The following is a 14,049-nucleotide window of genomic DNA, read 5'->3' on the forward strand; positions in this document are numbered from 1 at the left end:
CTTCGTGCCTCAGCATGACAGAAATTTAAAAAGATTGTAGTGAATGGCGGGACTGCAGTTCCCGAAAAGCACCGGAACATTCATTTCCAAAATATTTTGAACTATATAAGACATATAAGAACATATAAGCCCTTTTGACACCCTGCGAGATTTAGCCCATAAAAAAAGCGCTCCGATTTTACACCGGAACGCTTTCTATATTTAAATCTTCGGACTTTACGGACCTTAGACTTTCTGACTTTAAGACACTATTTCTTATCGTCTTCTTTTACTTCTTCAAAATCAACGTCAGTAACATTATCGCCACCACCTTGAGGTTGACCATCAGCTTGTGGTTGTTCACCACCTTGAGGCTGACCGCCATCTTTATACATTTCCTCAGAAGCAACGTTCCATGCATTTTGCAATTCTGCAGATGCTGCATCGATGTCTGCGAAGTTACGTGATAAATGCGCTGCTTTTAATTTCTCTAAACCAGCTTCGATTGGCGCTTTTTTATCTGCAGATAATTTATCACCAAACTCTTTTAATTGTTTCTCAGTTGAGAAAATTAAAGCATCAGCTCCGTTGATTTTATCAGCTTCTTCTTTTTGCTTAGCATCATCTGCTGCATTAGCTTCAGCTTCTTCTTTCATTTTTTTGATCTCAGCATCAGTTAAACCTGAAGATGCTTCGATACGGATTTTTTGCTCTTTACCAGTCGCTTTATCTTTAGCACTTACGTGTAAAATACCGTTGGCATCAATATCGAACGATACTTCTACCTGAGGCACACCACGAGGTGCTGGTGGAATACCATCTAAAATAAAACGGCCAATTGTACGGTTCTGACCAGCCATTGGGCGCTCACCTTGTAAAATATGGATTTCTACTGAAGGCTGGTTATCAGCTGCAGTTGAGAAAGTTTCCGATTTTTTAGTTGGGATAGTTGTGTTAGACTCAATTAATTTAGTCATTACACCACCCATAGTTTCGATACCTAGTGATAAAGGCGTAACGTCTAATAACAATACATCTTTCACATCACCAGTTAACACACCACCTTGAATAGCAGCACCAATCGCTACAACCTCATCAGGGTTAACACCTTTACTTGGCTCTTTACCGAAGAAAGCTTTAACCGCTTCCTGGATTGCAGGGATACGGGTTGAACCACCTACCAAAATAATTTCGTCGATATCACTTGTGCTTAAACCAGCATTTTTCAAAGCAGATTTACAAGGATCGATAGTCCGTTTGATTAAGCTATCAGCCAATTGCTCAAATTTAGCACGAGATAATGTACGTACCAAGTGTTTAGGGCCACTAGCATCAGCAGTAATGTATGGTAAGTTAATTTCAGTTGAAGTTGTGCTTGATAACTCGATTTTAGCTTTCTCAGCAGCTTCTTTTAAACGTTGTAAAGCCATTGGGTCTTTAGCTAAATCCATGCTGTTTTCAGCTTTGAATTCTGCAGTTAACCAATCAATAATAATGTGGTCAAAGTCATCACCACCTAAGTGAGTATCACCATCAGTAGATTTTACTTCGAAAACACCATCACCTAATTCCAATACAGAAACGTCATGTGTACCACCACCACAGTCAAACACAACAATTTTCATGTCTTTGTGTGCTTTATCTAAACCATAAGCTAAAGCAGCTGCAGTAGGCTCGTTAATGATACGTTTAACAGTTAAACCTGCAATTTCGCCAGCTTCTTTAGTCGCCTGACGTTGTGCATCATTAAAATAAGCTGGTACCGTAATTACGGCTTCTGTAACTTCCTGACCCAAGAAATCTTCAGCAGTTTTTTTCATTTTCTGCAAAATCATTGCAGAAATCTCTTGTGGAGTATATTTTCTGTCGTCGATTTCAACACGTGGTGTATTGTTATCACCTTTAACCACTTTATAAGGTACACGCCCAGCTTCTTTCGCACTTTCGTCGTAGCTGTTACCCATAAAGCGTTTAATCGAATATATCGTTTTTGTTGGGTTGGTTATAGCCTGACGTTTAGCAGGCTCGCCAACCTTACGCTCACCGTTTTCTGCAAAAGCAACAATAGACGGTGTAGTACGTTTACCCTCACTGTTTGCGATAACTACAGGCTCGTTGCCCTCCATTACGCTCACGCAAGAGTTTGTTGTTCCTAAGTCTATTCCAATAATTTTTCCCATTGTATTTTTAATTTCTCTTTTTAAAGTATTATAATTTCTACTCCTATTAAACAATGCTTGTGCCAATTGGGTTTTGGCAGAAAATATGGGTAAAAGACTGTTAAAATGTAAAAAAAGAGGCTATAGTTTACTGACAGCATGACAGAAAATGATGGATGATGTGGTATGGAAGATGGAAGGGTAAAGACAAAAGGAAAAGGCATAAAGACTAAAACTTAAAGAGAAGTTCTTTAAAGTAATTTGAAAATGAGCGTTCGAATCTCGTCGGGAGCACCTGCCCCGCTAATCGCTTTACTTCGTTTCACTCGTGTTCGCTATTATCGGGTTTATTGAACAGCGTTTTTGCGCTTCGGTGATAAAAACACAAGCAGAAATAGTAAGTGATCGTCTAAATGCCCTTAAAGTTTTATATCTTTAAATTACAATCAATCGTGCAATCATTTAAATCTTTTTAATTACCTAAAAATCCTTATAATCGCCAAAAAAAATGCAAATAGCAGCACAAATCGTAATCGGCTTAGTCGCCTTGATCCACATCTACATCCTTTGGCTTGAAATGTTTGCCTGGACTACCAAAGCACCAAAAGTTTTTAAAACCATCCCGAAAGATTTATTCGTACCGACAAAAACTTTGGCTGCCAATCAGGGCTTGTATAATGGCTTTTTAGCAGCGGGTTTAATCTGGTCGTTATGTATTAGCGATCATCAATGGAAAATTTACGTGGCGATATTCTTTTTAACCTGCGTAATTATTGCAGGCATTTATGGCGCCGCTACAGCCAGTAAAAAAATCCTTTACGTCCAGTCAATACCTGCATTAATCGCATTAATTTTATTGCATCTGTAGGCTCCATTCTATTGGTTGGTGTCACACCAACCAACATGGTAAATTCCTGGCGCCATTAATATTATATGCATAAGCTATCCGCTCTTAGTGATCAACTTAACAAGTCGATCATCACCCTGAACTTGTTTCAGGATCTTATCGTTAAGGATGCTGAAATAAATTCAGCATGACGGCCGCATTAAAATCTACAACTCCAGCAACCGTTCCAAATGATGGTAACCAATCCCAAAATATTCCTTGCTTGCTTTAATTTTCAGTAAAATCTCCGCTTTTCGCTCTGCGCTATGCGCCTTGCCCTTTACCCCCACTACAAGCACATTTTTTGGCGTGTGTGCATCGGAAATAAATTCGAAAACCTTTGTTTTATAACCGAAATACTCTAAAATCAAAGCCCTTATTCCATCCGTAACCATTTCGGCCTGACGTTCTAAAAAGATCCCGTATTTGGTTAAAAAAGAAACATCGTTTTTCACTTTGCTTTTCTCTATTTCCCTGCGGATCTGTTTATGGCAACATGGTGCAACCACAATCAGTTCGGCATCCGCTTTAATCCCTTTATAAATGGCATCATCGGTTGCTGTATCGCAGGCATGTAATGCAATTAAAAGGTTTACATCCTCAGCTTGATAATCTTCAATAGTTCCCTGTACAAAATTCAATCTATCGAAAGCAGATTTAACAGCAACCTGATTACACAAGTCAACCATATCCTGACGGTACTCTACTCCTATCACCTCGCTTTCCAATTTTAAAACCGAATGCAGGTAATCGTATAGTGCAAAAGTTAAATAACCTTTACCCGAGCCCATATCAGCTACCTTTTTAATGGTTCCTTCTGGCAGTTCTTTTATTAAAGAACTTAAAATTTCAATGTAATGGTTAATCTGCCTGAATTTATCCTGTGCATTTTTAAAAACCTTACCGTCCGCGTCGGTAATCTTTAATTCAGTTAAATATGATTTCGAGTCAGGTTTGATCAACCTGGTTTTTTCTTTGTCATGATAGGCTGATGGCGCTGCCTCACTTGATGCTTTACCTTTCCTCAATACAATTTTTCCATTGTTCAGTTCTTCCAATATCAGGTCATTTTCTGTGGTAAACAGCGTAGCTATTTTAAATCCATTCTCCAGATAACCCGCAATTAAATCGATTGCCTCATCAATAGCATAGTTTTTTACCACGTCGCGTGTTTTATAACGATAGGTAAAAGCCAGTTTGTCTTCGCGTTTGATCACCACCTTACGGATCAGCAATTGTTTTAAGGCTTCCTCTGCTCCTTTGTAGTTCCCCAGGGAAACTTTTACAAATGTTGCTGCATTCAGGCTTTCTTTTAAAGCTGTGATTAATTGTTCTATATATTCCAACACTGGCATTTATATTTAAAACACAAAGATAATCAAGTTTATTTGGAGCGGCACATACCTATGATAATGTAACAATAGAGCGACCTTATAAAATCACGGAAGAGGTAAAATGTAATATGGACTGCCATTTTCAACCAGAAAAATCGTTGGAATTGATTTAAATAAATGAATAACATAATACGATTTAGAAACGCAAAGGGCATCATTATCTATATTGATTCCAAAGTAGCGCAACGTTTTTTTTTCAGAAAATTAAATTCTAGATTAGGATATTTAAATAGCTAATCACAATACATGAGTGACTTTCAGATAAAAAAATCGCCTACTGTTTATGATGCCATTGTTGTTGGCTCAGGAGCTGGTGGCGGGATGGCAGCCTATGTTCTGGCGCATGCTGGTCAAAAGGTTTTATTGCTCGAGGCTGGTCAAAATTTCGATCCGCGATTAGATTCACATCAATTAAAATGGCCATGGGAGTCGCCACGCCGTGGGGCAGGTACCGTTCGTCCATTTGGTGATTTTGATGCTTCTTACGGGGGATGGGAATTAGAAGGTGAGCCTTATACACAGAAAAATAAAAGTGAATTCGAATGGTTCCGTTCGCGCATGCTCGGTGGCCGTACCAATCACTGGGGAAGGATTTCTTTGCGGATGGGTCCTGACGATTTTAAACCTAAAGATAGTTTAACAGATGCCTGGCCGATAACCTATGCCGATGTAAAACCATTTTACGATAAAGTTGATCGCATGATCGGTATCTATGGAACAGCTGAAGGTTTAGAAAATGAACCTGATGGCATCTTTATGAAACCGCCTAAACCAAGGTTAAATGAGCTTTTTATCAAAAAAGGAGCAGAAAAAGCCGGGGTAAAGGTAATTACCGGTCGCGGCTCTGTATTAACAGAAGCTTTACCGAATAACAATGATCGTGCACCTTGTTTTTATTGTGGCCAATGCGGCAGAAGCTGTAAAGTGTATGGCGATTTTTCATCCTCATCATGTTTGGTAAACCCTGCAGTAAAAACAGGAAACCTGACTGTGATTACAGATGCGATGGTACGCGAAGTGATTACGGATAAGGATGGTACGGCTAAAGGTGTTTCTTATGTAAACCGTAAAGATTTGCAAGAATATCAGGTTAACGGCAAACTGGTTATTTTAGGCGCCAGTGCATGCGAATCAGCACGTATCTTATTGAATTCAAAATCAACTTCACATCCAAATGGCTTGGCAAACAGCAGTGGAGTGGTTGGGAAATACCTGCACGATTCTACAGGCGCAAGTGTTTCAGGATTTCTGCCACAATTAATGGATAGGAAACGTTATAATGAAGATGGTGTAGGCAGTGTGCACATTTATTCGCCATGGTGGTTAGACAACAGAAAGTTGAATTTCCCACGTGGTTACCACATCGAATATTGGGGCGGAATGGGCATGCCTGCTTACGGTTTTGGTGGTGGTGTGGCTCAAATGAACGGAATGGTGCCGGGCAGAGATGGTAAAATGAAAGAAGCCGGAGGTTATGGAAAATCATTAAAGGATGATTATCGCCGGTTTTATGGAACCGGTGTTGGCATGGCTGGACGTGGTACCGCAATTGCCAGAGAAAGCAACTATTGCGAAATAGACCCGAACACAGTAGATAAATACGGTATCCCTGTTTTAAGATTTAACTACAAATGGGACAAAGATGAAATTCTACAGGCTAAACACATGCAGGAAACCTTTCTTTCTATTATGAAGGAAATGGGTGCAGTAGTAACTTCCGAGATTCAGGGAGCAGATACCAATTATGGTTTACTCAACCCAGGAAAAATCATCCATGAAGTGGGTACCATCCGCATGGGCGATGACCCTAAAAAATCGGCGCTAAATAAATACTGCCAGGCACACGACTGTAAGAATCTATTTGTGGTAGATGCCGGGCCATTTGTGCAACAGGGTGACAAAAATGCCACCTGGACGATTTTAGCCCTTTCGATGCGTACTGCAGAATATATTTTAGCTCAAAAGAAAAAACAGAATATTTAAGAATTACCATATGAACAGACGTGATTCACTAAAAGCATTAGGTTTAACAGCAATAAGCACAAGCGTGCTGCTTGATGCCTGTAAGCAGCCCGAAACAAAAACCGAAGTTGCCGCACCAGAAGAAAGCACAAAAGAAGCAGGAAGGGAGCAATGGGAATTAGACCGCGATAAAAATCTGAAATTAGAAACCTTTTTCACTAAACATGAAATGGCTACGATTACGGTCCTAGCCGATATCATTATTCCTAAAGACGAGGTTTCGGGCAGTGCATCTGATGCCAAAGTGCCAGAGTTTATCGAATTTATAGTAAAAGATATTCCTGAACATAAAGTACCTATGCGAGGCGGCCTGAAATGGCTGGATGTGTATTGTTTTAATAAATTCCAGAAACCTTTTGTTGAAGCTTCTGCAGATCAGCAGATCTCGATTGTAGATGAGATTGCCTATCCTAAAAAAGCCAGGCCAGAAATGCAGGCAGGGGTAACTTTTTTCAATAGAATGAGAAATTTAACGGCATCAGGTTTTTACACTACAGAAATGGGCGTAAAAGACATTGGCTATGTGGGTAATGCGCCAAACCAATGGGCTGGCGTTCCTGCCGATGTACTGAAGCAGTACAGTATGGAAAATGTGAAGGTATAATTTCTAAAAAAATCGTCATCTCGACTGGAGCACAGCGTAATGGAGAGATCTATCTAGAAAGATTTTGCTTCGCAGAGCCTTCGGGTTCTCTACTAAGTTGTACCCGATGCTATCGGGTCCGCTCGAAATGAAGGTAAAGTATTATTTTTAACAGAATTACGTGGCTCGTGAAGACTTGAACCACGGTACATGGAAAATATAATCATATACCAAAGAAGTCAAGTTTTTAAAACTTGACTTCTTTTATTTATTGCAATAAAGACTCAACATTGTCCTCGTTTGTAACGAGGATAAACGAGAAGATCGATTGTATCGATCTTAATTATAAATACACATTACAAATGTGTATCTCAATAATCCCCGTTGCAAACGGGGACTATAGCTTCTCTCTATTCCACTATCAAAATCAAACCTTTTCCCTTTTCAACCAGAATCGATTTCCCATCAGCATAATTCCCTCCGGTTTGGAATTTATCAATTGCAGGGGCACTTATCTTAACTTTTGACGCATCTAAACCCAGTTTAGGCCAATCAATAATTAAATTAACCTTAACATCGCTCTCTGTCCAGCTGGCTAAAGCAATCATTGTTTTACCTTTTTGCTTATAAACTGTTGCCAATACCTTAGGATTATCTGTTTTAACCGGACAGTTTTCACTCCAGTAACCGATCATTTGAGATCCTTTTATGCCAAAATTATCCCAGGCTTTCCAAAGTGGTTTTGGATCACTTTTGTCAGACCAGCCCAAACGGCTTGTCATGCCATAAATCATACCACGCCAAGGATTTCCATCATCCTGCAACATCTCTCCCATTAAACCGAACGGAATACCGCTTACTTCGGTTAAAAAGAAATCAGGATTGTTTTTCTGGTAATCAAAATATTCGCCAAACCATAAACGGTTCAGGTAAGGGAAATGCTCCAGATATAAAATGGCGCTATTGTTAAAACCATCACTTTTATTGTATTGATTTGCTGAATGCAGATCGATAATGCCCGGATGGTTATTCTGTGTCAGTACACGTTTAATCCGCTTCATGGTTACACGATCGAAGGCCACATCGTCTAAGTACACCCCATCAATCCCAACATTATTTACCAGCCAGTTCATGCCCTCTACATAGTAATTATGCCAACGGTTCATTCCACTGTTAATTACAGCAGCATCTTTAATTTCAGGCACAAACCAGGCAGCAATATAGTTCGAATCTAAATGTTCCTGTAACCAGCTAAAACCACCACCTTTACCTGGAGAATATACTTCGGTACCTAAACTTCTTAAAGCAGGCCATTCATAAGCATGATTGGATAATTCTCGAACGGTGTTATAAATTTTTACTTTTAATCCTTTTGAATGTGCGTTATCAATATAACCTTTCATCTTTTTCCATTCGATAAATGGATAGTTGATCCATGGATTAATCGGTGTAGCATGGTGAATATTCACTACTGTTGCACCTGTCGATTTAATAGAATCTAAATCGCCATATTTATGATAAAAGCGGTTATCCCATTGAAAATCTGTGTTAAGTAAATGAAACGGTGTGATCAGTAAATTAAAATTATAATAAAGCACGTCCCCCTTTTTCATGCTTCTGGCACCTGTAAAGTTATCGGCCAACATCGAACTTCCTTTTACATTGATCTGGATCCCTCCTTTATCTCCATTACCCCACGATTTAGGCAACAATAAAGGCTTCTGAAGGTAGAAATTGGTATTCAACGGGCGAACATAGTTCTCATCTCTTAAATTGTAATATAGGCCTGCATTTACATTGCCAATCCAAACGGCATCCTGGTTTTTATTGGCTACATCCCATTTCCATTTTACGGTATCGGGTCTAATACCACCTTTTTCACCCAAGCCCATCAAATATTTAGTAGAAGCTTTATTAAAAGGAATATGAAAATCAACATTGCTAAATTCTACATCTTTTAAAGCGGTAACCTTAACTACATAATGTACATAACCATCAAACTCTAAAGCACCTTCTAAATCCATTTTGAGGCTTTCAGAGGTGTTAGTTGCCGACCATTTTACTTTTCCAGCTTCTTTGCTTATAATTTGGAAATTGCCTGGTACAAATTTCTCCTGCGTTTTTGGTGTATTAAAAAAGTGAAAGTGAATCGGTTCTGCCAGGATATTATTTGGTTTTTCGCTATAAGCGGTCATTTCAGCATTAAAGAAAGTCTGGATCTGCTTAGGAAAACCATCTGCATTGATTTCGAATTTCCTTCCCAAAAGAGAAATTACATTACCTTCAACAGTTAATGGCCTATAAGGAGCCACTACGGTATTAGCCTGTGCCAAAGTAGAATTTAACCATGTTAAACGGGTCTGTTTATTTGGCGTTCCTACACCAGCATCAGGTAAAACTGTATTATCAACTTTAATTTTAACATCAATTACTTTAAACTTCCCATTGGCTTTAACCGTAAATTTACCGGCATAAACACCTGCATCCGTATTTTTAGGGATATTAATTGTGATCCACATTGGTTGTATCTTACCAGACATTACATTTACCATTTCAACCAAGGCTTTGTTATCATAACTGGAACCATTCGTATTTAAACAGTTGATATATTTCGAAGAGATTACTTTTCCGGTGGAGGTTTTTAGATCCCCAAAGCTTACTGTTAGGTTATTTAGATCCTTCAAAGCAAATACACCCAGTTGTAAAGCATAATTTTCGCCTTTACTTGCTGAACCTGTAAAAGTATTTGCAGCACCCTTTTGTACCCAACGATAAGGTAAATCGTTCTGCATTTTAATTGGAAACATTCTGTCTTCGGGAAAAACGACAAAAGCTTCCGAAGCATACTTGGCTTTTATAGCCGATGTTTCTTTGGCTGTAGCAATTACTTCCATTGGATAAAAAGAGTTGAAAGCATCAATAGATTGGATCTCTATCACAGCGGTATTTACTTTAACCCGTTTTGCCCTATTTAACCAGCCCTGATCAATTTGTTTAGGTTTTATGTAAACACCTTTGGGATAATTGCTTCTTCCCTCATTTTTATAAGCGAGGTAATACACATAATATTTTCCAGGGCGGGTAGCTTCGAAATAGACATCAGCACTTTCTCTAGTCAGCTTATCCGAACCCACAACCGAAACAGTTTTACCATTGGCATCTTGTACGATAATTCCTTTTAATTCCGGATGTTCATCCCTCCTTCGCCAATCAATTTTTGCATGCGCGATTTTACCTGTGCCAGCAAATTGAACAACAACCCTATGGTTACCTAACGAATCAGGGTTCCAGGCATTGTTGCCATTAGTGTATTTTAGTGTTTGCGCGTAAATAGATAGTTGCCCGAATAAACAGAACAGTAGAAAAAGCCTGAATTTCATTTCAAATTTGTTTTAGCTAATTTATGTATAGCAGACTGAAATAAAGCTATGTAATGAAAAAATGAGACAAACGTTTGCTTTGTTAGTTCATTAGTTATTGGTCAATGGTTCATTAGTTGAGAGCATGTCGCCTATGGAGTTCATTCCATAGATTCATAGTGGTGTCAGATTTTACCATCTGACAGAAAACTTAATCCCCTTATCTCATCCGATTAATAATACTACAACCGCCAGATGGTAACACCTGACGGCACAAAAGGGCACAAAAAAAGTCCTGCTCTTTCGAACAGGACTTTCGTATACTTAAGGTGAATAAAATTATTCTCCTTTTGGTTCTTCAGTAGCAGGAGCTTCTTCAGCAGGAGCAACTTCTTCGGCAATTTCAGCTTTCGCTTCAGCAGCTTTAGGTGCAGCAGTAGCTTTACTTCTACCACGACGAGTTGTTTTCTTCTCTTCTTTAACTTCCACATCTTTACCGTAAACTGTATTGTAATCTACCAATTCAATTAAAGCCATTTCAGCGTTATCACCCTGACGATTGTTTAATTTAATGATACGAGTATAACCACCTGGACGGTTTGCAACTTTCTCAGCAATTTCGCGGAACAAAATAGTGATTACTTCTTTATCCTGTAGGTAAGAGAAAACTGTACGACGTGAGTGAGTAGTGTCATTTTTCGATTTAGTGATTAATGGCTCAACATAAGTACGTAAAGCTTTAGCTTTAGCTAAAGTTGTAGTAATTCTTTTTGCTTTAATAAGTGATGTAGCCATGTTAGCTAACATCGCTTTTCTGTGGCTGTCGGTTCTACCTAAGTGGTTTACTTTTTTACCGTGTCTCATTGTTTTTTGATTAAGTGTATACCGTCTCTGTCTCAGAGGGAATTATACACTGTGAACTAATAGTTTATTTCGCTTAGCGCTAAGCGCCATGCGCTTATTCTTCGTCTAATTTAAATTTAGACAGGTTCATACCAAATGATAAACCTTTTGATTTTACTAATTCCTGGATCTCTGTTAAAGATTTCTTACCGAAGTTTCTGAATTTTAACATATCAGCAACATCATAAGAAACTAAATCAGCTAAAGTACGGATATCAGCAGCTTTTAAGCAGTTTAATGCCCTAACTGAAAGATCCATATCTACCAATTCAGTTTTAAGGATTTTACGCATATGTAAAATTTCCTCATCAACTTCTTTAGTTTCTTCTTTAGCCTGAGATTCTAACACTAAATTCTCATCAGAGAATAACATAAAGTGTTGGATAAGGATCTTAGCCGCTTCTTTTAATGCTTCTTCAGGATGAATTGAACCGTCAGTAGAGATATCTAAAACCAATTTTTCATAATCCGTTTTTTGCTCAACACGAAAGTTTTCGATCGTGTATTTTACATTTTTCATTGGAGTATAAATCGAATCGATTGCGATTACACCTACAACAGCATCAGCAACTTTATTTTCTTCAGCAGGTACATAACCACGTCCTTTATTGATGGTTAATTCCACTTCCAAAGTAACAGATTTATCCATGTTGCAAATTACATGCTCAGGGTTTAAAACTGTAAAGTTGTTAGAGAACTTAGTGATATCACCAGCTTTGAACTGATCTTGACCATTAACGATGATGAAAACTTTTTCAGAATCACCTGAATCACCTGTTTTCTTAAAACGAACTTGTTTTAAGTTTAAGATAATATCAGTTAAATCTTCTACAACACCTTTCATGGTAGAAAATTCGTGAGAAACGCCTGAAAAACGAATAGTAGTAATAGCATAACCTTCTAATGAAGAAAGTAAAATTCTTCTTAAGGCATTACCAATTGTTACACCGAAACCGGGCTCTAAAGGACGAAATTCAAATGTGCCATCGAAATCAGTTGATTTCTGCATGATCACTTTGTCTGGTTTCTGAAATGCTAAAATTGCCATTTATAATTTTTTAAATTCGTTATTGAATATATAGTAACATGAAAAAAGTTAATTACCCTTTTGAGGTAATTAACTAGCTCATTTATTACTTTGAGTATAACTCGATGATTAAGTTTTCCTTGATGTTTTCAGGAATCTCATCACGTTGAGGGTAGGTTAAGAATTTACCGGTTAATTCACCAGCATTCCATTCTAACCAGGCAAACTTATTAATAGTTCTACCTGCAACTGAGTTACTAATTGATTCTAAAGATTTAGATTTTTCACGAACAGCAACCACGTCACCAGCTTTTAACTGATATGAAGGGATATTTACAACTTCACCATTCACGGTTACGTGTTTATGGCTAACTAACTGGCGTGCACCAGAACGGGTTGTTGAAATACCTAAACGGTAAACTGTGTTATCTAAACGTGCTTCTAATAACTGAAGTAAGTTATCACCGGTAATACCAGCACGAGAAGATGCTTTTTTAAACAAGTTACTGAATTGTTTTTCCAATACACCATAAGTATATTTTACTTTTTGTTTCTCCATTAACTGGATAGCATATTCAGATTGTTTTCCTCTTCTTTTTGATGAGCCATGTTGCCCAGGAGGATAATTTTTTCTGTCTAACACTTTATCAGGACCGAAGATTGGTTCTCTGAATTTACGTGCAATTTTTGATTTTGGGCCTGTATATCTTGCCATTTTTTTTCTGTTTTAAAGTATCATCCAACCTGAAGCTGGAGATTCTTAGCTTTAAAATTAATTAAACTCTTCTCTTTTTAGGAGGACGACATCCGTTGTGAGGAAGTGGAGTGATATCTTTAATAGACATTACCTCAATACCTGCTACTTGCAAAGTTCTGATTGCAGATTCACGACCTGAACCCGGACCTTTTACAAATACTTCAACTTTACGTAAACCTAGATCAAACGCAACTTTACCGCAATCTGAAGCTGCTTGACCAGCTGCATAAGGGGTGTTCTTTTTAGAACCTTTAAAGCCCATTTTACCAGCAGAAGACCATGAAATAGTCTGTCCGTTGTTGTTTGTTAAGGTAACGATAATGTTGTTGAAGGTAGCATTGATATGCGCCTGACCAACAGGCTCAATTACAACGATACGTTTTTTTGTTACTTTTTTACTCTTAGCCATTTTATCTTTTAGATTTTAGATATGAGACTTGAGATATGAGACTTTCTCTACCCCGATACTCAGTATCCTACTTTTTATCTTTTATTCCAGATTTGAGCAGATTTTAAAGACATGATGCTCATATCTAAAATCTCACTTCTCCTATCTATCTATTACTTAGTAGCTTTTTTCTTGTTAGCAACTGTTTTTCTCTTACCCTTACGAGTACGTGAGTTGTTTTTAGTACGCTGACCACGAGAAGGTAAACCTTTTCTGTGACGTAAACCACGGTAACAACCAATATCCATTAAACGTTTGATGTTTAACTGAACCTCTGAACGTAAAGCACCTTCTACTTTAATCTCATCGTTAATCATTGTACGGATTGCTGATAACTCATCATCAGACCAGTCTTGTACTTTTTTGTTTAAATCGATACCTGCCGTAGTTAAAATACGTTGAGCAGTTGTTCTACCAATTCCGTAGATATAGGTTAAACCGATCTCACCTCTTTTGTTTCTTGGTAAATCAATACCTGAAATCCTTGCCATATTTATTTATGTTTTACGTAACTCCGAACGGCGGGCCACCG

The 14,049-nt window shown here is 38.1% G+C and carries 11 protein-coding genes; 3 read left to right on the forward strand and 8 right to left on the reverse strand.

Annotated features, from left to right (window positions below; genetic code table 11):
* Positions 1 to 248 precede the first annotated feature (248 nt).
* Positions 249 to 2,159: a molecular chaperone DnaK gene (dnaK, locus tag KYH19_RS16140; RefSeq protein ID WP_219075857.1), complete on the reverse strand. Its 1,911-nt coding sequence runs from the start codon at positions 2,157 to 2,159 to the stop codon at positions 249 to 251.
* A 487-nt stretch (positions 2,160 to 2,646) separates the two neighbouring features.
* Between dnaK and KYH19_RS16145 the strand changes: the two genes are divergently transcribed.
* Positions 2,647 to 3,006, forward strand: coding sequence for a DUF1304 domain-containing protein (locus KYH19_RS16145; RefSeq protein WP_219075858.1), 360 nt, complete (start codon positions 2,647 to 2,649; stop codon positions 3,004 to 3,006).
* Between the two features lie 185 nt (positions 3,007 to 3,191).
* Here the strand turns inward: KYH19_RS16145 and KYH19_RS16150 are convergent, their stop codons facing one another.
* Positions 3,192 to 4,370, reverse strand: a complete 1,179-nt coding sequence (locus tag KYH19_RS16150; protein WP_255562449.1) for an SAM-dependent methyltransferase — start codon at positions 4,368 to 4,370, stop codon at positions 3,192 to 3,194.
* 294 nt (positions 4,371 to 4,664) lie between these two features.
* On the opposite strand from KYH19_RS16150, the gene KYH19_RS16155 reads away from it, so the two are divergent.
* Positions 4,665 to 6,401: a GMC family oxidoreductase gene (locus KYH19_RS16155; protein ID WP_219075860.1), complete on the forward strand. Its 1,737-nt coding sequence runs from the start codon at positions 4,665 to 4,667 to the stop codon at positions 6,399 to 6,401.
* A 10-nt stretch (positions 6,402 to 6,411) separates the two neighbouring features.
* Positions 6,412 to 7,044 carry a gluconate 2-dehydrogenase subunit 3 family protein gene (locus tag KYH19_RS16160; protein ID WP_219075861.1) on the forward strand — a complete coding sequence of 211 codons (633 nt, stop codon included), beginning with the start codon at positions 6,412 to 6,414 and terminating at the stop codon, positions 7,042 to 7,044.
* A gap of 389 nt (positions 7,045 to 7,433) precedes the next feature.
* On the opposite strand, the gene KYH19_RS16165 is transcribed toward KYH19_RS16160, so the two are convergent.
* The 6 genes from KYH19_RS16165 to rpsM all read right to left on the reverse strand — a co-directional run bounded on the left by KYH19_RS16165 (position 7,434) and on the right by rpsM (position 14,008).
* On the reverse strand, positions 7,434 to 10,403 hold the full coding sequence (locus tag KYH19_RS16165) for a glycoside hydrolase domain-containing protein (protein WP_219075862.1): 2,970 nt from the start codon (positions 10,401 to 10,403) through the stop codon (positions 7,434 to 7,436).
* Between the two features lie 318 nt (positions 10,404 to 10,721).
* Positions 10,722 to 11,246: a 50S ribosomal protein L17 gene (gene rplQ / locus KYH19_RS16170; RefSeq protein ID WP_219075863.1), complete on the reverse strand. Its 525-nt coding sequence runs from the start codon at positions 11,244 to 11,246 to the stop codon at positions 10,722 to 10,724.
* Positions 11,247 to 11,340: 94 nt separating this feature from the next.
* The gene (locus KYH19_RS16175; RefSeq protein WP_025145205.1) at positions 11,341 to 12,333 is read right to left on the reverse strand and encodes a DNA-directed RNA polymerase subunit alpha; all 993 of its coding nucleotides are present in this window, start codon (positions 12,331 to 12,333) and stop codon (positions 11,341 to 11,343) included.
* Between the two features lie 85 nt (positions 12,334 to 12,418).
* Positions 12,419 to 13,027 carry a 30S ribosomal protein S4 gene (gene rpsD, locus KYH19_RS16180; protein ID WP_029278658.1) on the reverse strand — a complete coding sequence of 203 codons (609 nt, stop codon included), beginning with the start codon at positions 13,025 to 13,027 and terminating at the stop codon, positions 12,419 to 12,421.
* Positions 13,028 to 13,088: 61 nt separating this feature from the next.
* On the reverse strand, positions 13,089 to 13,478 hold the full coding sequence (gene rpsK, locus KYH19_RS16185; protein WP_121283859.1) for a 30S ribosomal protein S11: 390 nt from the start codon (positions 13,476 to 13,478) through the stop codon (positions 13,089 to 13,091).
* A 152-nt stretch (positions 13,479 to 13,630) separates the two neighbouring features.
* A complete protein-coding gene (gene rpsM, locus KYH19_RS16190; protein WP_010599886.1) occupies positions 13,631 to 14,008 on the reverse strand; it encodes a 30S ribosomal protein S13 in 378 nt (125 codons plus the stop codon).
* Between the last annotated feature and the right edge of the window lie 41 nt (positions 14,009 to 14,049).

Source organism: Pedobacter sp. D749 (assembly GCF_019317285.1).
Lineage (GTDB): Bacteria > Bacteroidota > Bacteroidia > Sphingobacteriales > Sphingobacteriaceae > Pedobacter.